A 22,014-nucleotide genomic window follows, 5' to 3' on the forward strand; every position below is an offset into this window, starting at 1 on the left:
TGTCAGCGGTGGACTATCCATTTTTCAAGGAGACAGCTATGAGTATGAATCGACGCCAAGTGCTGGCCGGCCTCTCGGTCCTCGGGGCCCCCGCGATCCTGCGTGCCCAGGGCAGCTTCCCGACCAAGCCCATCGAGATCATCGTGCCGGCCACCGCCGGCGGCGGCGCCGATCTCGGCGCGCGGCGCATCGCCGAGATGCTCGGGCCCGTGCTCGGGCAGACCATCGTGGTGCAGAACAAGGCCGGAGCCGCCGGCTCGCTTGCCGCCGGCATGGTTGCGCGGGCCGAGAAGACGGGCCACGTGATCGGCATGGCCACCGATTCGTCGGTGCTGATCAACCCGCTGGTGCTGCCCGACATCACCTACCAGCTGGAAGACTTCGAGCTGCTGTCGCCGCTGTATACCGGCGGCATGGCGCTCGCGGTGCACAAGGATTTCCCTGCCAAGAGCGTGGAGGAGTTCGTCGCCGAAGCGCGCAAGCGTGGCGATGTCAACTGCGCCACCTTCGGCACCGTGAGCTCGACGCGCCTGTCCGCCGAGATGTTCATGGCGGACGCCAACGTAAAGATGAACATGATCCCCTACAAGGGTGAGGCCGATGCCGTGCGCGACGTCATCGCCAACATCGCGCCGGCGTTCTTCGGCACCACGGCCACCTTGCTGCCGCAGCACCGCTCGGGAACCATGCGCGTGCTGGCGGTGTCGTCGATGGAACGCAATCGTGCGTTGCCCGAGGTGCCCACGTTCAGGGAACTGGGCCTGACCAACACGGTGTACCGCTGGTTCCATGGTCTGATGGTGCCCAAGGGAACGCCCAAGCCGGTGGTGGACAAGCTGGCTTCGTCCCTGATCCCGCTGGTGGGCAGCGAGAAGTTCCGCAATGGCATCGCCGCGGACCTGACGCCCGCGCCGATGGAGCCCGCGGCCTTCACCGAGATGGTTTACGCCTCTCGCGAGAAGGTGCGCCAGATCATCAAGGAGCGCAACCTCAAGCCTTGAGGTTGGGCGTATTGATGACCGGCATCGAACTCGAACCCCAGACCGCCGCCATGCTCGCCCGCGCCGCCGCGATGGGCGTGCGGCCGATCGAGTCGCTGTCCGTGCAGGACGCGCGCAGCGAGCTGGCTGCGCTCGCGCGCCTGCGCCCGGCCCCGGCGGGCGCGTGCGATGTCCGCGACCTGCTCGTGCCGGTGGGCGACGGTGCGTCCATCACGGCGCGGCTGTACCTGCCCGCCGATGCGCCGGTGCCTTCACCGGTGACCGTCTACTTCCACGGCGGCGGGCACGTCATCGGGTCGATCGACACCCACGACGACGTCGCCAGGCGCACCGCGCTTGCGTCGCACGCAGCGCTGGTCTCCGTCGGCTACCGCTTGGCGCCGGAAGCGCGCTTCCCCGTTGCGGTGGAAGACGCTTGGGCGGCGTTGCGCTGGGTCGCGCACAACGCAGCCGACCTGGGCCTGGATGCATCGCGCATCGCGGTGATGGGCGACAGCGCGGGCGCCAACCTGGCCACCGTGACGGCGCTGCGGGCGCGCGATGACGCAGGCCCGCACATCGCGCTGCAGGTGCTGGTGTACCCCCTGGTCGATTACCGGCTGCAGGCCGCAAGCTTCGACCGGTACGCGAGCGGATACGGGGTGCTGTCGGCGCAGGCCATGCGCTGGTTCCGCAGCCACTACCTGCGCACGAGCGATGACGCGGGCGACTGGCACGCCTCGCCCGTCCTCGCGCCTCGCATCGCCGGCTCGCCGCCGGCGCTCGTGGTCGCGGCGCAGTGCGATCCGCTCATAGACGACATCCGGCTGTACGTCGAGCGGCTGCGCGCCGGCGGGGTGCCGGTGGAGTACGTCGAGTACGCCGGCACCGTGCACGGCTTCTTCGCCAACCCGCATGCCCTGGACGCCGCGCGCGACGCCAACGAGCGCGTCGCGGATCGCCTGCGCAATGCCTTTCGAGTTCACCTCACAGGAGGAAGGGATGGATCCCGCCAAGGATGAAGACGTGGTCCTGCTGGAGCGCGTCGCCCCGCACATCGCCCGCGTCACGCTGAACCGGCCGCAGGCGCGCAACGCCGTCAACGGCGAGGTGGTGCGCCGCATCACCGCGATCGTCGAGGAGACCGAAGCCGACCCGGACGTGTGGGTGACCATCGTCACCGGCGCCGGCCGCCACGCCTTCAGCGCCGGCGCCGACCTCAAGGCGATCGCCGGAGGCGACATCGAGTCGGTGCGCACGCCCGAGGCGGGCTTCGCCGGTTTCGTCTTCGCGAAGCGGGCCAAGCCGTGGATCGCGGCGGTGAACGGCCCGGCGCTGGCCGGCGGCCTCGAGATCATGCTGGCCTGCGAACTCGCGATTGCCGTCGATGACGCGGTCTTCGGCATGCCGGAGGTCCGGCGCTCGCTCGTGGCCGGCGCCGGCGGCCTGTGGCGCCTGCCGCGGTCGCTGCCGCGGCTGGTGGCCAACCGCATGATCCTCACCGGCAAGCCGATCACCGCCGCGCAGGCGCTGCACTTCGGGCTGGTCAACGAGGTGGTGCCGTTCGAGTCGCTGCAGCACCGCGCGCTGGAGCTTGCGCAGGAGGTCGGCGCCGGCGCGCCGCTGGCCGTGCGCGAAGCCCTGGCGGTGGCGCGCGCCGCCTGCCTGCACTCCGAAGCCGAACTGCGCGCGCAGGCCGTCGCAGCCATGCAGCGCATCCGTAAGACGTCCGATTTCCTCGAAGGCCCGCGCGCCTTTGTCGAGAAGCGCGAGCCGCGCTGGCAGGGCCGCTGAAGGGAGCCCGCCGTGCGCACACCGATTTGCGAAAAGCTGGGCTGCGAGGTGCCGATCTTCGGCTTTTCGCACTGCCGCGACGTGGTGGTCGAGATCAGCCGCGCGGGCGGCTGCGGGGTGCTGGGCGCGCACCTGTTCTCGCGCGAGGGCCTGGAGGCCGAACTGCGCTGGATCGACGACCACGTGGGCGACAAGCCGTACGGAGTCGATGTGCTGATCCCCGGACGCTACGTGCGTGACGCCGAAGTGTCCGAGGGGCCGCTGCGCGAGCTGGTGCCGCCGGCCCACCTGCGCTTCGTCGAAGACCTGCTGGACGGTGCGGGCATACCGCCACTGCCCGAAGATGTCGCGCGCCAGGTGGCGCAGGATCGGCGGCAGACCGAGCGCAACAACACTCCCAGCGGTGCGATGAAGCTGCTCGAAGTGGCGATGCGCCACCCCAAGGCGCGGCTGATCGTGAGCGCGCTGGGCACGCCCCCGCCGGAGCTCGTCGAGCGCTGCCATGCGCTGGGCAAGCTGGTCGGCGCCTTGTGTGGCAAGCCCGAGCACGCGGCGCGGCACCGCGACGCCAACCTGGACCTGGTCATAGCGCAGGGCACGGAAGCCGCGGGGCACACCGGCCAGATAAGCACCTTGGTGCTGCTGCCGCAGGTGATCGATGCGGTGCAGGGCAAGCTCTCGGTGCTGGCCGCCGGCGGCATCAGCCGCGGCAGCCAGATCGCCGGCATGATCGCCATGGGGGCCGAAGGCGTCTGGTGCGGCACGCTCTGGCTGGGCACCCGCGAGAGCGACCTGCTGCCATTTCAGAAAGAAGTGCTGTTTCGCTCCAGAGCCGAGGACGCTGTCCAGAGCCTGAGCCGCACCGGCAAGCCGGTGCGCCTTCTGCGCAGCCGCTGGTCGGAAGCGTGGGAGCGGGAAGACGCCCCGCGCCCGTTGCAGCCGCCCCTTCAGGAGGTGCTGGTGCGCATGGCGGTGCCGCGCATCGACCGCGCCGGGCGCGACGACTTCTACACCACGCCCTGCGGCCAGGCGGTGGGGGACGTCAACGAGGAGCGCACCGTGCGATCGGTGATGGTCGATCTGCAGAACGACTATCTGGAAGCGATGGAGCGTCTGTCCAGCCAGTGGCAGCGCTACACGGTATGAAGACCCTAACGTCCTAGGCCCCATGAACTACGAAAACTTTCTCGGCCGCTGCGAGACCGTGCACGACTGGGTCGATGCTTCTTTCCTGGCCGATGCGGCGGCGGTGCTGGACGTGGCACTGCCGGCCGACGGCAGCATGCCGCCGCTGTGGCACTGGATGATGTTCAAGACCTGGGCGCGCCCCGCCGCGCTGCGTGCGGACGGCGGCGCGGTGGGGGAAGGCTTCCTGCCGCCCTTCCAGCACCTGCCGCGGCGGCTGGCCGCCGGCGGCCGGCTGGAATTCCGCCGGCCGCTGCGCGTGGGCGAGGCGGTGCAGCGCACGAGCCGCATCCACCGCATCCAGGACAAGGAGGGTCGCACCGGCCCGCTGGTCCTGCTCACGATCCTGCGCACGTTCACCGTTGGAGACGAGGTGGTGCTGCAGGAGGAGCAGGACGTCGTCTACATGCAGGAAGGCGCGCCCGTGGCACGTCCGGACGCCGCCGCCCCGGTGGCGGCGCCCGAGGTGCCGGCGCACGCGCTGGTGCGGTCCTGCAAGGGCGACCCGCTCACGCTGTTCCGGTATTCCGCGCTCACGGCCAACAGCCACCGCATCCACTACGACCTGGAGTATGCGAGGGGCGTGGAAGGCTTCGCCGGGCTGGTGGTGCACGGGCCACTCCAGGCGACCTGGCTAGCCGCCCTGGCAAGCTCGATCGACCCGACGAAGCGGATCGTCTCCATGGAGTTCCGCAACCTCGGCGCGGCCTACCACACCGACGACCTGCTGGCCGCCGCATGGGACGACAAAGGTGCCGTGCGCCTGGACCTGCGCAAGGGCGGGGCCGCACCGTGCATGACGGGCACCGTGACGCTCGGCTGACCGTTTCAGAGCTTGCCGGCGCTGCGGATGAGGTTCGCAACGATCGAGCTGATGGAGGAGAGTGCGTCGTCGCGGTAGCCGATGTAGTAGGTCACCTGGGGCGGTGCGGGGTCGGTCTGCACGATCTTCAGCCGGTTGTCCTTGACGTGGTGCTTGAACTGCTCCACGGGCAGGCAGCTCAGGCCCAGGCCCGCCACGCTCAGGCTGCTGAGCACGCTCACGCTGTTGCTCACCAGCATGAACTTCGGCGCCGACACGCCGTTCGCCTTCAGCCAGGCATTGATGGTGCGCTGCAGGCCCGAGTCGGGCGACTGGCCTAGCAGCGGGTACCGCGGAAGCTGGCTCACCGGAAGACGCGCGGGGATGTCCATCTCAGGCGAGCACATCCAGGCGAACTTCACGTGCGCCAGCTCCATCTGCCGGATCTTCGGCCCCGCCGGGCGCATCGGCAACACGATGAGGTCGAGCGTGCCTTCCACCAGCTTGGCCAGCAGGGCGCGGCTCAAGCCGACCTCCGGGTGCAGCGAGGCTTCCGGTATCGAGCGCCGGATCTCTGGCACGAGCACGGGCAGAAAGGTGAGGGCGCCCAGTTCGGTGACGCCGAAGCGGAAGTCGCCCTTGAATGCGGAGGGCTTGCCCAGCGCCTTCACCATGCGCTCGCGCAGCAGGAGCATCTCGTTGCACATCTCCAGCAGCTCCGCGCCGTGCTGCGTGAGCTGCACGCCCGAATGCGAGCGACTGAGAAGCTCCACGCCCAGCGCCGATTCCATTTCGGCGATGCGCTTGGAGATGGCGGGCTGCGTCGCCCACAGTTTCTTGGCCGCGGCGGCGAAGCTGCCGTGGTTCGCGATTGCGCGAAAGGCCTCGATCTGCTTGAACGTCAGGGGATGGTTCTTGGGCATGGCAGTGCTGGCGCCGGGGTGCGGCGACCTTACACCACCTGGCTCTGCGCGGCGGCGATCTCGCGCCGCGCCTGCTCGGGCGGCCCGCCCAGGCTGCGGTTGAGGGCAACGCGCTTGGTCCAGAAATGCAGGTCGGATTCGTCCGCGAACCCCATGGCGCCATGGATCTCGATGGCGGCACGCGCCACGCCGCGCGCGACCTCGTCCATGTGCGCCTTGGCTTTCGCGGCGAGCAGCGGCGCATCGGCACGCTCCTGCGCATGTGCTGCGGCCGCGTGCCACACGAGGGAACGTGCCAGGTCCAATTCGGCCGCGTGGTCGGCGCACAGGTGCTTGATGGCCTGGAACGCGCCGATCGGGCGGCCGAACTGCTGGCGCTGCCCCGCGTAGGCCACGGCGCGCTGAAGCAGGGACTCGCAGGCGCCCAGGGTTTCCGCGGCGAGCAGCACGCGCTCCAGCGCGAGCAGCGACGGCAGGTGGAGCGCGTCCCCGCGCAGCGGCTGCGCGGCGACGGCCGCGAGCTGCACCTCGGCGAAGCGGCGGCTGCGGTCCACCGTCACCAGCTCCAGGAAGGCAAGGCCCGGCTGCGGCCGCACCAGGTGCAGGCGCCCGCCCGCGTCGGCCACCAGCAGCACGTTGCAGCCCGGCGCGTCCGCGACGAGCGGCACCCTGCCGCTCACACCATCGGGCGCCGCGGCAATGGCTTGGCCGTGCCGCAGCGACACGGCGAAGCGGGCGGCTCCGCCGGCGATCGACGCGAGCCAGGCGTCCTGCTGTTCGGGGGTGCCCGCCATCGTCAGGGCGCGCGACGCCAGCAGCGCTCCCAGGTAGGGCAGGGGAGTGCAGGCGCGCCCGATCGCGTGCGCGACCACCGCTGCTTCGACGGTGGACAGGCCGCTGCCGCCGAAGCGCTCCGGCACGAGCAGCCCCGGCCCGCCGAAGGCCTGGAAGTCGCCGGCCGGCCCGTCTGCGCTTGCGTGATCCGCGCGGCTGAATGCACGCGTGATGCCGATGGGGGCGCGCTGCTCCAGCATGCGCGCCAGCCCGTGCGCCAGGGCTTCCTGGTCGTCGGTGAGTCCCTCGCGGGCGATGGCGGCGGGCGGTGAGGGGGCGAGGGCGCGCTCGCGCGGCAGGCCGAGGCCGCGCTCGCTGATGATGTTGCGCTGGATCTGCGCGGAGCCACCGCCGATCACCAGCGCCAGGTCGAACATGGCGCGAAACGGCCACACCCCCTCGTCGTACAGCCCCGGGCTGTCTTCGTACAGCTGGCCCGTGTCGGCCATGGCATCGACGGCCAGCAGCGACAGCTGGTAGTTCAACTCGCAGCCGAGCAGCTTCATCACCATCGCGGACAGCCCGCAATCGTCGCCACGCAGCGCCGCCGCGAGCAGGCGGTCGGCGTGCGCCCGCATGGCCGCGACGCGGCAGGACAGCGCCGCCATCCGGTCGAGCAGCACCGGATCGCTGTCGGGGCGGCGGCCTGCGAACTCCTTGGCGAACAGCAGGCCGATATCGTGCAGCCGGCGTTCCAGCCGCCCCGCGTCGCCAAGCATGCTGCGCTCGCTGGACAGCGTGCGCGTGGCGCCGGCCCAGCCCTGGCCGACCTCGCCGATGACGTTGCCGCGGGGCACGCGCACGTCGGTGAGGAATACCTCGTTGAAGGTGGGGCGGTCGTCGAAGTAGTCCTTGCCCGTCATGCTCGGGATGCGGCGCACCGCGATGCCGGGCGAATCCATCTTCACGATCAGGTAGGTCAGGCCGTCGGTCTTGCGCTCGCCGCCGCCGGTGCGCACCAGGCAGTGCATGTAGTCGGCCTGGTGGGCGGACGACGTCCAGATCTTCTGGCCGTTCAGAACGAGGTGTTCGCCGTCTTCGCGCGCGCTGGTGCGAAGCGAGGCCAGGTCCGAGCCGGCATTGGGCTCCGAGAAGCCCTGGCACCAGATGAACTCGCCGCGCAGCGTCGGCGCGATGTACGCGCGCTTGTGCGCTTCGGTGCCGATGGCCAGCAGCGTCGGCACCACCATGTCCGGCCCTTGCCCGCCCAGCTCGCCCGGCACGCCGGCGCGGGCGAACTCGTCGCCGATGATGGAGCGGGACAGCACGTCCGGTGCCGCGCCGAAGCCGCCGTATTCGCGCGGGACTTCGCGTCCCGCGTACCCGTGCTCCAGCAGCAGCGCCTGCCACGCCAGCACGTCGGGTGCGCGGCGGGGCCGCGAGCGCCCCTGCGGTGCGCGGTGGGCGTGCGCCCGGATGAACGCCCGGACTTCCTCCTGAAGCGCCGCGTGGCGCGCGTTCATCTGGGCCAGCATGGCTTCGCGGGCGCGGGCCGCGTCAATCGACGTCGGCGGTCATGGCCTGCAGCCGCTCGACGGCCTCGGCGAACTCTTCGAGCAGCGAATAGAACACCTGGCGCACGGTGACCGGCTCGTTGACCAGGCCGACGACCTGGCCGGCCGGGTAGGTGAGCAGGTCCTCGGCCTTGTGCCGTGCCATGCGTACGCGTGCGTCGCTGACCAGCAGCCCCTGCAGCGGCATCTCGAGCGCCTTGGGGGCCTGCGGGCTGTTCCAGGCCTTCATCCAGGCGCTGGTCAGCCGCCGGGCCGGCTTGCCGCTGTCAGAGCGGCTGATCATGGTGTCGGCCGAGCTCGCCGCGTAGAGCTTCTTGCGGATCTCGGGTGAGACCTCGCTCTCGACGGTGCCCAGCCAGATGGTTCCGCACCACACGCCTTCTGCGCCCAGCGCCAGCGCGGCGGCCATCTGCCGCCCGCGGCCGATGCCGCCTGCGGCCAGCACGGGCACCGGCGCGACGAGGTCCACCACCTCCGGCACCAGGACCATCGTGGTCAGGTTGCCGGTGTGGCCCGCTGCCTCGTGGCCTTGGGCGATGAGCAGGTCCACGCCCGCGGCCACCTGGCGCTGCGCATGCTCGGGCTTGCCGATGAGCGCGCCCACCTTCAGGCCCAGGCCGTGCGCGCGCTCGATGGTCTCGGGCGAGGGGACGCCGAGCGCACTGACGATCAGTTTGGCGAGCTTGTGGCGGTACACCACCTCCAAGCGCAGCTGCGCCTCGTGGCGCGTGAACGCGAGGCCGCGGATGTACTCCAGTCGGATTTGCGCCGCTTCGCCGTCCTTCAGCGGCGGCACCTTGTGTTCGCGCATGAGCTGCTCGATGAACTCGGTGTGCTCACGCGGCAGCAGCGTCTCGGGATCGGCCTTGAGCTTGTCGGGGATGCGGTACTCGGCATTGGGGATCAGCAGATCGACACCGTAGGGGCGCCCGCCCGTGTGGGTGTCGAGCCAGGCAAGCTCCTGCTCGAGCTGCTCGGGCGTGAATGTCGATCCGCCGAAGACGCCCATGCCGCCGGCCAGGCAGGCTTCGGCAACGACGTCGCGGCAATGGGAGAAGGCGAAGATCGGCGCCTGCAGGCCGAACATCTCGCAGATGGCAGTGTTCATGGGGTCTCAAGCCTCGTAGTCGGATTCGGGTCGCTGGACCGCGAGTGCGACCAGTGCGGCGACCTGCTCGGGCGGCAGGTTCGCTTCGCGCAGCACTTCGGCGGTGTCCTGGCCCAGCCGGGGCGCGTGGTGGCGGATGCGGAACGCGTGGCCGCTGAAGGTGGTGGGCGGGCGGATCGAGACGTAGCGGCCCTCGGTGGGATGCTCCACCTGCTCGAACATGCCGATGGACTGGATGTGCGGATCGTCGGCCAGCTCGTCCAGGCGCACCACGGCCATGCAAGGCACGTTGGCCCGGTCGCCGAAGTCCACCCATTCGGCGGTGGTGCGCATGGCGGCGGCGGTCTCGACGTGGCCGTACAGGGAGTCGGCATGCTCGGCGCGCGCCGCCAGCGTCGTGAACCTCGGGTCCTTGCGGCAGGCGTCCAGGCCAGCGAACTCGAAGAAGTCGAGCCAGTTCTTGTCGGAGTACGGCAGGATGCAGACGTGGCCGTCCTTGGTCTTGTAGGGCTTGCGGCGCGCGGTGAGCACGCGTGAGGCGCCCATGGGCCCCAGGGGCGGAACGAACGCCGAGCCGGACATGTGCTCCACCAGGTTGAACTCGACCGCCGTCTCGAACATCGGCACCTCGATCTCGGTGCCTTGGCCGGTCCGGGCGGCCTTCACCAGTGCCGCAAGGATCGCGTAGGCCATGGTCTGACCGGACAGCTTGTCGTAGATGACGCTGGGCACGTACTGCGGCGTGCCGTGGATCTCTTCGTACAGCGCCGCAATGCCGGACCCCGCCTGGATCATGTCGTCGTAGGCCGGTTTGTCGCGGTAGACCCCCGCCGCGCCGAAGCCATATGCGCCGCAGTAGACGATGTCCGGCTTGATTTCGCGCACGCGCTCGTAGGCATAGCCCAGCTTGGTGATCACCTTCGGGCGCAGGTTGTGCATGACGACGTCTGCCGTGCGGATGATCGCGTCCAGTGCCTGGCGCCCGCCTTCTTCCTTGATGTTCAGCAGCACGCTGCGCTTGTTGCGGTGCAGGTTCAGCACCGCGCCGTTCATGCCCTTGCTGCGCTGCGGCTTGTAGTTGCGGTAGGGGTCGCCCTCGGGCGTTTCCACCTTGATCACGTCCGCACCCAGGTCGGCCAGGATGTGGCTGGCATAGGGTCCCATGATCACCGTCGAGAGATCGACGACCCTCACGCCTTCGAGCGGGCCACTGCTGGTCGCGGACATCCATTCACCTCGTGCTTTCCGGGACCGGTCACACACTGCCGGCACCGAGGCGCGCTCATGCGCCAGGTGAAGAGTGGCACAAAAGGACGTATTCCGGAACGATCATTATCTTCATGAAGATTGATAAGGAAAGGTGATGGCCTGCGTTGCGAGAGTCTGCTTCGCGCGCGCTTCAGGACGCTGTGACGCGCGTCCGCCCTGCGGGCTGACTCGGCCCGCAGACGATCACCTTTGCGGCGGTATCAGCGGCTTGAGGCGGCTGGGCGCCGGCGACGCTGGGTGCCTTGGCTGCTCACGGCGAGGTCAGTCGGCGCGCGGCTCGCCCCTGTGCGCGCTCGCGTCGTCGTCGGCGAGCGGCGCAGGCTCCGCAGCCTCCTCGGCGCGCGCCCCGGCTTCGGGCAGATCGATCAGCTCCCCCACCTCCGGCAGCGTGGTGCCGCTCACCGGCGCGAGCTGGTCGGCATCGAGCTGGTGCGAGAAATGCTCCACCGAATCCCGCACGCGCGCGCGGTCTTCCGGCAGGGTGGGGCCGCATTGCAGGTAGATCGCGAGCAGCTCGGCCAGGTGCGTGAGCGCGGCGATGTGGGTGCGCTCATAGCCGTGCGTCGCGTCGGTGCCGAAGCACAGCAGCGCTGTGCGCACGTCCGCGCCGGCGCTCACCGCCGCTCCCGCGTCGGAGTGATAGAAGGGAAACACGTCGCGGTGGTTCGGGATGCCGTGCTCCTCGCACATGCGCAGCAGCCTGCGCGTGAGGTGATAGTCGTGCGGCCCGGCCGAATCCATCAGCGGCACCGTCACGCCCCACTCGCGCGAGTTCTGGCCGGCCGCAACGGGGCCGATATCGACGCCGATGACCTCGCTCACGTCCTCCTCGATCACCGCACGGGCGCCCGAGCCGACTTCCTCGGTGAGCGTGAAGACCGGATGGCAGTCCATGGGCACATCGACGCCGCTCTCGACCACCGCTTTCAGCGCGGCCAGGAGTGCCGCCACGCCGGCCTTGTTGTCCAGGTAGCGCGAGACGATGTAGCCGTTGTCGAGCATCTCGGGGTTGGCGTCGAAGGCGACGAAGTCCCCCACCTGGATGCCCAGGGCGCGCACGTCGTCGGCGGACTCGATCGGCTGATCGACGCGCAGCTCGAGCTGGGTCCAGTGCACCGGCTGGCTGTCGATCTCTTCGTTGTAGACATGCCCGGAAGCCTTCAGCGGCAGCACCGAGCCGCGATATCGGCCGGTGTCGGTGAACAGGGTCACGCGGCCGCCCTCGGCCCAGCGGGCCGACCAGGTGCCTATGGCCATCAAGGCCAGGCGCCCGGTGGGCTTGATCGCGCGGACCATGGCCCCGAGCGTGTCGAGGTGGGCCACGATGGCGCAGGCCGGGCTGGTGCGGCGGCGCTCGGGCAGTGTGCGCCGCAGCGTTCCGCGGATCGTGCCGCGCCGCGTCAGCTCGTAGGACACGCCCAGGCGTTCGAGCTGGCCGCCGGTGTAGTGCACGATCTCGTCGGTCAGCCCGGACGGGCTGGGGATGGCCAGCAGCTCCAGCAGGGTGGTGCGCAGGTAGCCGACATCGATGTCCAGTTTGCGCATTGCAGCTCAGGCCGTGAAGGGGAAGAGCAGGTCGATGAAGCGCTGCGCGGTGGGCTGCGGCTCGTGGTTCGCCAGGCCGGGCCGCTCGTTCGCCTCGATCATCACGTAGTCGGGCTGGTCCGGCGCGGGCACCAGCAGGTCCAGGCCCACCACCGGAATGCGCAGCGCCCGCGCGGCGGTTTCGGCGGCCTCGCGCAGCACCGGATGCAGTTGCGCGGTGACGTCGTGGATGGTGCCGCCCGTGTGCAGGTTCGCGGTCTTGCGCACCCTCACCGCCTGGCCTTCGTCGAGGACCGAGTCCATCGTCAACCCCTGGCCGGCGAGGCAGCGCTCGGTTTCGGCATCGGTCGGAATCCTGCTTTCGCCGCCGGTGGCCGCCGCGCGTCGCGCGCTCTGGCGCTCGATCAGGCGGGCGACGCTCGATGTGCCGTCGCCCACGATCTCCGCCGGGCGCCGGATGGCCGCGGCGACGACCTTGTAGCCGATCACCACGATGCGCAGGTCCTGGCCGGGACAGAACTCCTCCAGCACGACGTGCCCGCCCTCGCGCGCCGCGCGCTCGATGGCCTGCGCGAGGTGCGCCTCGTCGCGCACGTCCACGCTGATGCCGCGGCCCTGTTCGCCCATCGCGGGCTTCACCACGACCGAGCCGCACTCGCGCAGGAACGCGGCGTCGGCTTCGGCGTCTCCGGCGGTGCGCTGGCGCGGCACGCGCAGGCCGACCGAATCCAGCCGCCGAAGCGTCAGCACCTTGTCCTGGCACCAGGTCATGGCCACCCCGCCGGTGAGTTCCGTGAGCGACTCGCGGCACAGCACCTCGTGGCCGAAATGGCGCAGCTTGAAGATGCCGGCGGCCGCGTCGAGCACCTCGGTGCCGATGCCACGGCGGCGTGCTTCATCGACGATCAGGCGGGCGTAGGGGTTCAGCCCCGACATGTCCTCGGCGTCCACGAAGAGCCGCTGGTTGATGGCGTTCTTGTGCTTGATCGCGAAGCCCGTCACCTTCTCGAAGCCCAGCTTCTCGTACAAGCCGATGGCGTGCTCGTTGTCGTGCAGCACGGAGAGGTCCAGGAAGGCGCGGCCGCGCCGCGCGAAGTGCGCGATGAGGTACTGCGTGAGCGACTCGCCCGCACCCGACAGCCGCGTCTGCGGATCGACGGCCAGGCACCACAGGCTGCTGCCGCCGTCTTTCACGCCGAATGCCGCTACGTGATCGACGCCCAGTACCGAACCGATGACGTCACCGGTGCGCTCGTCCTCTGCCACCAGGTAGGTCATCGCGTCGGATTGGCGCTGCGCCCACACCACCGACGGATCGAGCGGCACCATGCGGCGCATGCCGTAGAGGCGGTTGATGGCTGCGATGTCGGCCCGCGTGCTCAGGGGGCGCACGGTAATGCCGGGGGCAGTGCGCTCGGCCGCGCCGTCGCGCTCGGCGTCGAGCACCCGGCGATACACCAGCGACGGATCCAGGAACAGGTCGGCCGGCGCTTCCGCCAGCACCAGCTGCGGTGAATCGACGTACAGCGCGATATCGCGGCGCCCGGGCTGCTCCTGCATCAATGCCTGCGCCAGGTGCTTGGGTGAATCGAAGGATGGTGCGTACAGCAGCCGACCCCAGCCGCAGTCGAGTGCGCTGTTGTGGCCGCTGGCGGCCGTATCGGAGGACGAAGTTGCCGCATTCGGGCGGCCGGCATGGTCGCCAGCGTTCAGGGGGCCTACGCCGTGCGAGGACGGTTGCAGTGCTTCGACGGTCATGTCGGGGCGTGTCTCCAGAGTAGTTTGTCGTCGTCAGATGCGGTGCGTCTGCAGCCAGGCCTCGAGCAGGGCGGCCTGCCAGAGCTTCGAGCCGCGCAGGGGCGTGATGTGCGCGTCGGGCGACTCGAACATGCGGTCGATCGCGTCGCGGCGGAACAGGCCCCGCTCGCGCGCGGCACGCGAATCCAGCGTGTCGCGCACGTACTGCAGGAAGTCGCCGCGCAGGTACTTCAGCGCGGGCACCGGAAAGTAGCCCTTCGGGCGGTCGATCACCTCGGCCGGGATCACCTGCCGGGCGGCTTCCTTCAGCACGTGCTTGCCGCCTTCGGCGATCTTGTGCCGCGCGGGTATGCGCGCGGCGAGCTCGACCAGTTCGTGGTCGAGGAACGGCACCCGCGCCTCCAGTCCGAAGGCCATGGTCATGTTGTCGACGCGCTTGACCGGGTCGTCCACCAGCATCACCGTCGTGTCCAGGCGCAGTGTGCGGTCGATGGCGCTTTCGGCGCCGGGTTGGCGGAAGTGCGCATCGACGAACTGGCTGCTCCAGTCTTCGCTCACCCACATCGACTGCAGCAGCGACTTCATCTCCTCGTGGCTGCGGTCGAAGAACACGCGCCGGTAGGCATCCACCGCGACGGCGGGGTCGGCATCTCCGATCTCGGCCATGGGCGGATACCAGTGGTAGCCGCCGAAGACTTCGTCGGCGCCCTGGCCGCTCTGGACCACGCGGCTGTGCTGCGACACCGCCTGCGAGAGCAGGTAGAAGGCCACCGCGTCGTGGCTCACCATGGGCTCGGCCATCGCGGCGATCGCTTGCGGGAGCGACTCGAGCAGCAGGTCGCCGGGCACCTGCAGTTTCTGGTGAATGGTTCCGTAGTGCCGCGCGACGAGGTCGGAGTAGCGGAACTCGTCGCCCGCCTCGGCATCGACGGCCTCGAAGCCGATGGAGTAGGTCCGCAGATCCTTGGTGCCGGCTTCGGCGAGCAGGCCCGTGATGAGGCTGGAGTCGAGGCCACCCGAGAGCAGCACGCCGACCGGCACGTCCGACACCAGCCGCCGCTTGACCGACACGCGCAGCGCATCCAGCACGCGCGCCTTCCAGTCCTCGAAGCTGCAGCGCTCGTCTTCGGCGCTGCGGGTGAAGTTCAGGTTCCACCAACGCGCGTGCTCGATGCGTCCGTCGGGGTGGACGGTCATGCGGCTGCCCGGCGCCAGCTTGCGCACGCCGCGCAGCATGGTCAACGGCGCCGGCACCACCGCGTGAAAGCTCAGGTAATGATGCAACGCCTGCGGATCGATCCAGGTGTCCACCCCGTCGCCCGTCAGCAGCGCGGGGAGGGCGGAGGCGAAGCGCAGCCGCTTGGCGTTGGCGGTGTAGTAGAGCGGCTTGATGCCCAGCCGGTCGCGCGCGAGGTGCGTGACGCCGCTGTCGCGTTCCCACAGCGCGAAAGCGAACATGCCGTGAAAACGCTCGAGCGCCGCCGGGCCCCAGGCGTGCCAGGCCTTGAGGATGACCTCGGTGTCGCCCGTCGAGCTGAATTCGTAGCCGCGCGCAGTCAGTTCCTTGCGCAACTCGTGGTGGTTGTAGATGGCGCCGTTGAACACGATGCCCAGGCCCAGTCCGTTGTCGACGAAGGGCTGGTGCGCGCGCAGGCTCAGGTCCATGATGCTGAGCCGCCGGTGGCCGAAGCAGCGCGCGCCCAGGCTGAACAGGCCTTCCCCGTTGGGGCCACGACGCGACTGCGCCTGCGTCATCTCGACGACCGTGCGCACATCGGCCAGCTCATCGTCGAAGCGCAGCTCTCCTGCAATGCCACACATACCTTGGGAGTCTCCTCAACAAAAGGATCATGGTATGAGACAAAAGCCCGTCAGGGCGTAGGGCAAGATACGTACCTGAGCCGGCCGAGACCGCCATCCGGCGCAGGCGCAGGCCTACTTCGGCTCGGCCGCGGCGACGCCGTCCGGGTCGCTGTCCTCGAGCTGCTGCAGCTGGTAGAGGCGCTGGTAGATGCCGCCCTCGATCTGCATGAGCTGCTCGTGCGGGCCCAGCTCGGCGATGCGTCCGTGGTTGAGCACGACGATGCGATCGGCGTCCCGAACGGTGGACAGGCGGTGGGCGATGGCGACGATGGTGACCTTGCCGTGCAGCTGGGTCAGCGCCTGCTGCACGACCTGTTCGGTTTCGGAGTCGATGTGCGAAGTCGCTTCGTCCAGGAACAGGATGCGCGGCTCGCCCGCCAGGGCGCGGGCGATCGCCAGCAGCTGCTTCTGCCCCACGGACAGCCGGGCTCCGCCTTCTCCCAGCTGCGTGCCGTAGCCCTCGCCGAGTTCGGCGATGAAGCCGTGCGCATGCGCGGCACGCGCGGCGGCTTCCACCTGCGCATCGCTCAGCGGCCGTCCCATCGCGATGTTTTCGCGCACGGTCGCCGCGAGCAGGAAGGGCTCTTGCGGCACCAGCCCGACGCTGGCGCGGAAGGTCTCCTCGCCGATCGCGTCGAGCGGCACGCCGTCGATGCGGATGCGGCCCGGCTCGCTGCGGTAGAAGCGCAGCAGCAGCGACAGCAGGGTGGTCTTTCCGCTGCCGGTGTGCCCCACGATGCCGTGGAAGCTGCCGGCGGCAATGCGCAGATCGATGCCGTGCAGCACCGGCTGGCCCGGCTGGTAGGCGAAGTCGAGGTGTTCGATGGTGATTTCGCCGCGGCGCACTTCGCCGTGCTCGGCCGCGCGCGGCGCCTCGGCTTCGGCCAGCAGCGCCTGCACGCGAGCCGCGCCCACCAGTGCCTGCTGCAGTTGCGAGAACTGCATGGTGATCTGGATCAGCGGCTCGACGACGCGCGAGATGTAGCTGATGAACGCGTAGAGGATGCCGACCTCCACCGCGCCCAGGGTGCTGGCCGCGGCGCGGGCCCCGAACACCCACAGCACGGCCGCCAGCAGCAGCACGTTGAGGAAATCGAGCACCGGCCGCAGCAGCCAGGCGTTGGCCCGAAGCTCGCGTTGGCGCGACGCGTAGTGGGCCTGGTTGAGCGTGTCGAAGCGCTGGCGAAACCGCGCGGTGGCGTTGGCCGCCTGCAGCACCGGCATGCCCGCGATCGATTCGCCGACCTGGGCGTTCAGTTCGCTGCGCAGCTGCCGTGTCTGGGTGACCGCCGGTGCCGACAGGCGCTGGTAGACCACGACGATCAGCACCACGGCCGGCACCAGCGTCGCGACGATCAGCATCAGCCGCCAGTCGAGCCAGAGCATCGCCAGCATGGCGCCGGCGAGGATGATGAGGCTGTCCAGGATGACGAACAGCACCTGCACGTACAGCGTCTTCACCGCCTCGGTGTCGTTGGTGACGCGGCTGACCAGCTGGCCGGTGATCGCATGGTCGAAGAAGGACATGGGCAGCCGCAGCACATGCCCGTAGACGCGCTCGCGTATGCGCAGGACGCTGCGCATGGCCACGCCGGCGAGTCGCACGAGCTGGCGGTAGCGCAGCCAGCTCGCGACCGTGCCGGCGAGCAGCGCCCCGAGCAGCAGGCCCGCGATCTGCGGGATGTCGGGGTTGCGCGGCAGCAGGTAGCTGTCGATGAAGAATTTGCCGGCCAGCGGACCCAGGGCCTCCAGGCCCGCGGCCAGCATCAGCCAGAGCACGCCGAACAGCACGTGGCGGCGCTCCGGCGCGGCGGCCGAGAGCAGCAGCGAGGCCGCATCGCCGAGCAGCTGCCGCCGCTGCGGCGCCTCGGCGGGCAGCGCGCCCGGGGTGTCGATCGACTCAGCTGGCATCGAGGCTCGCCTGCAGTTGCTGGTAGCGCCACTGGCGTGCGTACCAGCCCTGGCCCGCGCTCAGTTGCGTGTGGGTGCCCTGTTCAGCCACGCGGCCGCCCTGCAGCACCACGATGTGGTCGGCGTCGGCGACCGCGCTCAGGCGGTGGCTCACGATCACGACCGTGCGGCCCACGCGCGCCTGCCGCAGGTGCGCCAGGATGCGCGCCTCGGTGTCGGTGTCCACCGCCGACAACGCGTCGTCCAGCAGCAGCAGTGGCGCGTCGGTGAGCAGGGCGCGGGCGATCGCGACCCGCTGGCGCTGGCCGCCCGAGAGCGTGACGCCGCGCTCGCCCACGGGCGTGTCGTAGCCCTGCGGCAGCCGCTGGATGTCCTCGTGCACCGCGGCCAGCCGCGCCGCCGCCTCCACCTCGGGGCGCGAAGCGGTCGGCCGTCCCAGCGCGATGTTGTCGGCCACGGAGGCGGAAAACAGGAACGCCTCCTGGGGCACCCAGGCGATGGCCGCGCGCAGCGCGCCGAGGGTGTAGTCCTGCAGGTCGATGCCGTTCCACACCAGCCGTCCGTGGTCGGGCGCGTGGTGGCGAAGCAGCAGGCGCAGCAGGGTGGATTTTCCAGCGCCGGTCGGTCCGACCAGGCCCAGGGTGCGGCCCGGAGCGAGCGCCAGCGATACGTCGTCCACCGCGCAGCGCGCCTCGCCGGCGTAGCCGAAGCGCAGCCGCTCGAGCACCAGCGGCCCCGGGTCGATCCGTTCCACGGTGCCGCGATCCTGGACGGTCAGGGGCACGTCCAGCACCGGACGCAACCGGTTCCACGCCGCCTTGCCGCGCTCCAGTAACGAGAGCACCCATCCGGCCGCGAACATCGGCCAGATCAGCTGGCCGAGGTAGAGCGTGAAGCTGGTGAGCTGGCCCAGCGTCAGCTGCTGCTGCCAGACCATCCAGCCGCCTACCGCCAGCACGATCGTGGTGGCGCTCGCGAACGTGATGCCGACGGCCGGCTCGTAGGCGGCTTCCCAGCGCTGCGCATCGAAGCTGGCCTGGGCCACGCCGCCGGCAAGGGCCGCGAACTGCGCCTCGCTGCGCGCCTGCAGGCCCAGCGCGCGCACGGTGCGCACGCCCGAGAGCGTCTCCTGCACGTGGTCGTTGAGCGCACCGAAGCGGTCGAGGGACAGGCGCGATGCGGCGTGCACGTGGCGCGAGATCCACCAGAAGCCCAGCGCCATGACCGGAAAGGGAAGGACCGCCAGCGCGGCAAGGCGCCAGTCGATCCCCAGCGCCATCATCCCCAGCACGAGCACGAGGGTCAGCGAGCCGTCGAAACCCGCGAGCAAGGCCTCGCCCGCGGCCATCTCCACCGCATCGACGTCGTTGGTCGCCAGCGCCATCAGGTTGCCGGTGCGCCGGTCCTGGTAGAACGATGCGCCCTGCAGCGTCAGCCGTGCATAGAGCCGCTGGCGCAGCTCGACGCCGATTCGGTAGGCTGCTGCATAGAGCTTCAGGCGCCATCCGACCCGCAGGAAATACACCGCCGCGCCGGCTGCCAGCAGCCATCCCAGCTCACGCAGCAGGTCGGCCCGCGTCAGCCGCTCGGCCACCAGGCCATCGACCACGGCGCCGATCTGGCGCGGGATCCACACCAGCAGCACCGCCACGCCCACGAGCATGACGGCCGCCGCCGCATAGGAAGCGCGGTGGCGCAGGACGAACTGGCCGATCAGGCGGTAGAGGGACATGCGAAGGCGCGAAACCCGCGATTCTGGCGCAGGTGCGTACCGCCCGCTGCGCGGTGCGTGCAGATGCAACCGCCGGTGCAGGCGAAGACGTCGGGGGCGCAGCAGGAGTGCGCCGAGCCCTCGCAGCGGTCGGGGCGGCGAAGCCGCGTCGCCCCGCGCCGCGCGTGGTCAGGCGCTCAGCGCTTGCGCGCCTGCGCGTTCATCGACTGCTCGGCAGCACCGTCGTTGACGGACGACCAGAGCACCTGGTCGGCGAGGAAGCGGCTCCAGTGCGCGTGGACCTTGCGGAAGGTCTCGTTCTTGGCCGCCTGCTCCTTCATGACTTCCTCGTTGGCCTTGTACATGGCCTCGGTGATCTGCGGCGTCCAGGCGCCGAGCTGGGCACCGCCGGCGACCAGCCGCTTGAGAGCCGGCACGTTGGTGGCGTCGTACTTGGCCAGCATGTCGGCGCCGGCTTCGGCGCAGGCCGCCTCCAGCGCCGCCTTGTAGGTGGGGGGCAGGGCCTCCCAGTGCTGCTTGCCGACGATGAAGCACAGCGAGGCGCCGCGCTCGAGCACGCCGGGGCTGTAGTAGTACTTGGCCACCTTGTGCAGCCCGAGCTTTTCGTCGTCGGCGGGGCCGACCCATTCCACCGCGTCGATGGTGCCCTTCTCGAGCGCCGTGTAGACGTCCGAGGCCGGGATCTGCTGCGGCGTGGCGCCGAGCTTGGTGTAGATGTGGCCGAGGAAGCCGGCGGCGCGGATGCGCAGGCCGTTGAAGTCGGCCGGCGTCTTGATCTCCTTGCGGAACCAGCCGCCCATCTGCGCGCCGGTGTTGCCGCAGGGGATCTGGACCACGTTGAACTTGGCATACACATCTCGCATCAGCTCCAGCCCGCCGCCGTGCAGCATCCAGGCAGTGTGCTGGCGCGGGCTCATGCCGAAGGGAACGCCGGTGTCGAACACGAGCGCCGGCTCCTTGCCGATGTAGTAGAAGCCCGCCGTGTGGCCGCACTCCACCGTGCCGTTCTGCACGGCGTCGAGGATCTGCAGCGGTGGCACCAGTTCGCCGGCCGCCGAGGGCGTGATGGTGAAGCGGCCCTCGGTCAGGTCGCTGACGGTCGAGGCCAGCGTCTGGGCGTTGCCGTAGACGGTGTCCAGCGCCTTCGGGAAGCTCGAGGGCATGCGCCAGCGGATGGTGGGCAGGGCCTGCGACTGCGCGCGTGCGACCGTGGCCACGCTGGCTGCGGCCACGGCGGCGGTCGCGGAAATGAGGTTGCGTCTTTTCATGGGTGTGTCTCCTGAGTTGTCTTGATGGTGTGGCCTCCGCGGCCCCGCGGTTCGGTTCAGGCCGGCGTGGCGAGTTCGGGCGACTCGCGCAGGACGCGGCGGGCGAAATACTGGAAGGTCAGGCTGGTGATCTGCGGCTTGAGCAGGAAATCGCGGGCCTCGCGGGCCAGTTCGGGCCGCACCTCGCGGATGGTCCCGATGGCGGCCGCCTGCACCTGGGCCTGCGCGGCCTGCTCCAGCCAGATGGCGAGCACGGCCGCTTCCTCGATGGTGGTGCCGGCGGTGAGCAGGCCGTGGTGGGCCAGCAGCAGCGCCTTACGCTGCTCCAGCGCACCGGCGATGATCTCGCCCTCGTTGTCGGCGATGGGCAGGCCCGGCCAGTCGCCGAGATAGCCGCAGTTGTCGTAGAAGGGCGTGGCGTCCATGTGGGCGACCGCCAGCCGCTGCCCGGTCATCGACAGGGCGGTGACACCCGGCGGATGGGTATGCACGATGCTGCGCACGTCGGGGCGCACGCGATACACCCAGAGGTGGAAGCGCACCGCCGGGTTGGGCAGCGAGGTGCCGTCGAGCGGCCGCAGGTCGTCATCGACCAGGATCAGATCGGCGGGCGTGGCCTCGTCGGCGCCCACCCCGAACTTCAAGGTCCAGTAGGTGCCGGGCTCGTCGCCGCGCGCCGTGATCTGGCCGGCCAGTCCGCCGTGCCAGTGGCCCTGGGCGCCCAGCATGCGGCAGGCCAGCACCATCTTGTCGAGGGCACTGCGGGTGTCGGGCGCGATCTTGCTCGCGAGCTCCTGGTCGACGCGCTCGCGCGTGCTCGATTTGCTTTGCATGGGGCCTCCGTTGGTCAACAAGTTGACTCTAACGTGATCCATCGCAAGGAGTCAACGTGTTGACCTGTGGCAGCATCATGGGTTTTCCGGAAGCTTTCCGTGCCCGCCGCGCGCCCTGTCAACACCACCGAGGAGACTCCCGCCGCCCCGCTGATGCTGGGTGGCCGGTTGCGCCGGCTGCGCCGGCTCAAGGGCATGACGCTGGAGGAGCTGGCCCGCGCCGTGGACGTGGACAAGGCGCACCTCTCGCGCATCGAGAACAACCTGAAGTCGCCCTCGATCGCCACGCTGGCGCAGCTGGCCCGGGCCCTTGGCGTATCCATCGGACACCTGTTGGGCGAGACCGTCGACAAGGCCGAGATCAAGGTCACCCGCGCAGCGCAGCGCGAGGTTGCATCTGCGTTTCCCGACGGGCAGCACGGCATCGTGCCTCTGCTGCACGGCGACTCGGTGGCGTCCTTCGAGGCGTTCCTCGTGTACCCGGGCTCCGACCCGGGCGCCACGGAGGCACGGCATGCCGGCCAGGAGATGCTCTTCATCCTCTCGGGGTCGGTCGAGGTGGTGTTCCAGCGCCATTCGGTGACCGTGGGACAGGGGGACTGCATTCACTTTCCCGGCTATCTGGAGCATCGCCTGCGGCGGGTCGGGCGTGCCCGGGCGGTGGCGCTGCTGGTGCTTTCCAACTCGTAGCGGGT

The 22,014-nt window shown here is 69.9% G+C and carries 17 protein-coding genes; 6 read left to right on the top strand and 11 right to left on the bottom strand.

Annotated elements, in window-relative coordinates; genetic code table 11:
* The first annotated feature begins 44 nt into the window (after nt 1-44).
* From WG922_RS15650 to WG922_RS15670, 5 genes are read left to right on the top strand one after another with little or no spacing between them, the layout of a single operon-like run.
* Nucleotides 45-1,001, top strand: a complete 957-nt coding sequence (locus WG922_RS15650; protein ID WP_340283664.1) for a Bug family tripartite tricarboxylate transporter substrate binding protein — start codon at nt 45-47, stop codon at nt 999-1,001.
* Between the two features lie 14 nt (nt 1,002-1,015).
* A complete protein-coding gene (locus WG922_RS15655) occupies nt 1,016-2,002 on the top strand; it encodes an alpha/beta hydrolase (RefSeq protein WP_340283665.1) in 987 nt (328 codons plus the stop codon).
* On the top strand, nt 1,983-2,774 hold the full coding sequence (locus tag WG922_RS15660; RefSeq protein WP_340283666.1) for an enoyl-CoA hydratase-related protein: 792 nt from the start codon (nt 1,983-1,985) through the stop codon (nt 2,772-2,774). The genes WG922_RS15655 and WG922_RS15660 overlap by 20 nt, the downstream gene beginning before the upstream one ends.
* Before the next feature lie 12 nt (nt 2,775-2,786).
* Nucleotides 2,787-3,920 (top strand): nitronate monooxygenase, encoded by a 1,134-nt coding sequence (locus WG922_RS15665; protein WP_340283667.1) that lies wholly within the window; start codon nt 2,787-2,789, stop codon nt 3,918-3,920.
* A gap of 22 nt (nt 3,921-3,942) precedes the next feature.
* Nucleotides 3,943-4,782 carry an FAS1-like dehydratase domain-containing protein gene (locus tag WG922_RS15670; protein ID WP_340283668.1) on the top strand — a complete coding sequence of 280 codons (840 nt, stop codon included), beginning with the start codon at nt 3,943-3,945 and terminating at the stop codon, nt 4,780-4,782.
* Between the two features lie 5 nt (nt 4,783-4,787).
* Here the strand turns inward: WG922_RS15670 and WG922_RS15675 are convergent, their stop codons facing one another.
* From WG922_RS15675 to WG922_RS15725, 11 genes are all read right to left on the bottom strand, one after another.
* Complete coding sequence (locus tag WG922_RS15675; protein WP_340283669.1) at nt 4,788-5,684, bottom strand: LysR family transcriptional regulator; 897 nt, start codon at nt 5,682-5,684, stop codon at nt 4,788-4,790.
* Between the two features lie 29 nt (nt 5,685-5,713).
* Nucleotides 5,714-7,993 carry an acyl-CoA dehydrogenase family protein gene (locus tag WG922_RS15680; RefSeq protein WP_340283670.1) on the bottom strand — a complete coding sequence of 760 codons (2,280 nt, stop codon included), beginning with the start codon at nt 7,991-7,993 and terminating at the stop codon, nt 5,714-5,716.
* 22 nt (nt 7,994-8,015) lie between these two features.
* A complete protein-coding gene (locus tag WG922_RS15685; protein ID WP_340283672.1) occupies nt 8,016-9,140 on the bottom strand; it encodes a nitronate monooxygenase in 1,125 nt (374 codons plus the stop codon).
* Nucleotides 9,141-9,146: 6 nt separating this feature from the next.
* Nucleotides 9,147-10,367, bottom strand: a complete 1,221-nt coding sequence (locus WG922_RS15690; RefSeq protein WP_340283673.1) for a CaiB/BaiF CoA transferase family protein — start codon at nt 10,365-10,367, stop codon at nt 9,147-9,149.
* A 303-nt stretch (nt 10,368-10,670) separates the two neighbouring features.
* Nucleotides 10,671-11,954: an osmoprotectant NAGGN system M42 family peptidase gene (locus tag WG922_RS15695; protein ID WP_340283674.1), complete on the bottom strand. Its 1,284-nt coding sequence runs from the start codon at nt 11,952-11,954 to the stop codon at nt 10,671-10,673.
* A 6-nt stretch (nt 11,955-11,960) separates the two neighbouring features.
* Entirely contained in the window at nt 11,961-13,712 is a 1,752-nt protein-coding gene (gene ngg / locus WG922_RS15700) for an N-acetylglutaminylglutamine synthetase (RefSeq protein ID WP_340283675.1), read from the bottom strand.
* Between the two features lie 33 nt (nt 13,713-13,745).
* The gene (locus WG922_RS15705; protein WP_340283676.1) at nt 13,746-15,533 is read right to left on the bottom strand and encodes an N-acetylglutaminylglutamine amidotransferase; all 1,788 of its coding nucleotides are present in this window, start codon (nt 15,531-15,533) and stop codon (nt 13,746-13,748) included.
* Nucleotides 15,534-15,647: 114 nt separating this feature from the next.
* Entirely contained in the window at nt 15,648-17,486 is a 1,839-nt protein-coding gene (locus WG922_RS15710) for an ABC transporter ATP-binding protein (protein WP_340283677.1), read from the bottom strand.
* Nucleotides 17,476-19,218, bottom strand: a complete 1,743-nt coding sequence (locus WG922_RS15715; RefSeq protein WP_340283678.1) for an ABC transporter ATP-binding protein — start codon at nt 19,216-19,218, stop codon at nt 17,476-17,478. Before WG922_RS15715 ends, WG922_RS15710 begins: the two co-directional genes overlap by 11 nt.
* Before the next feature lie 176 nt (nt 19,219-19,394).
* The gene (locus WG922_RS15720) at nt 19,395-20,486 is read right to left on the bottom strand and encodes a TRAP transporter substrate-binding protein (RefSeq protein ID WP_340283680.1); all 1,092 of its coding nucleotides are present in this window, start codon (nt 20,484-20,486) and stop codon (nt 19,395-19,397) included.
* 56 nt (nt 20,487-20,542) lie between these two features.
* Nucleotides 20,543-21,319, bottom strand: coding sequence for an aldolase (locus WG922_RS15725; RefSeq protein WP_340283681.1), 777 nt, complete (start codon nt 21,317-21,319; stop codon nt 20,543-20,545).
* A gap of 99 nt (nt 21,320-21,418) precedes the next feature.
* Between WG922_RS15725 and WG922_RS15730 the strand changes: the two genes are divergently transcribed.
* Nucleotides 21,419-22,009 (top strand): helix-turn-helix domain-containing protein, encoded by a 591-nt coding sequence (locus WG922_RS15730; RefSeq protein WP_340283683.1) that lies wholly within the window; start codon nt 21,419-21,421, stop codon nt 22,007-22,009.
* Nucleotides 22,010-22,014: the final 5 nt, after the last annotated feature.

Source organism: Ramlibacter sp. AN1015, from assembly GCF_037726105.1.
Taxonomy (GTDB): domain Bacteria; phylum Pseudomonadota; class Gammaproteobacteria; order Burkholderiales; family Burkholderiaceae_C; genus Ramlibacter.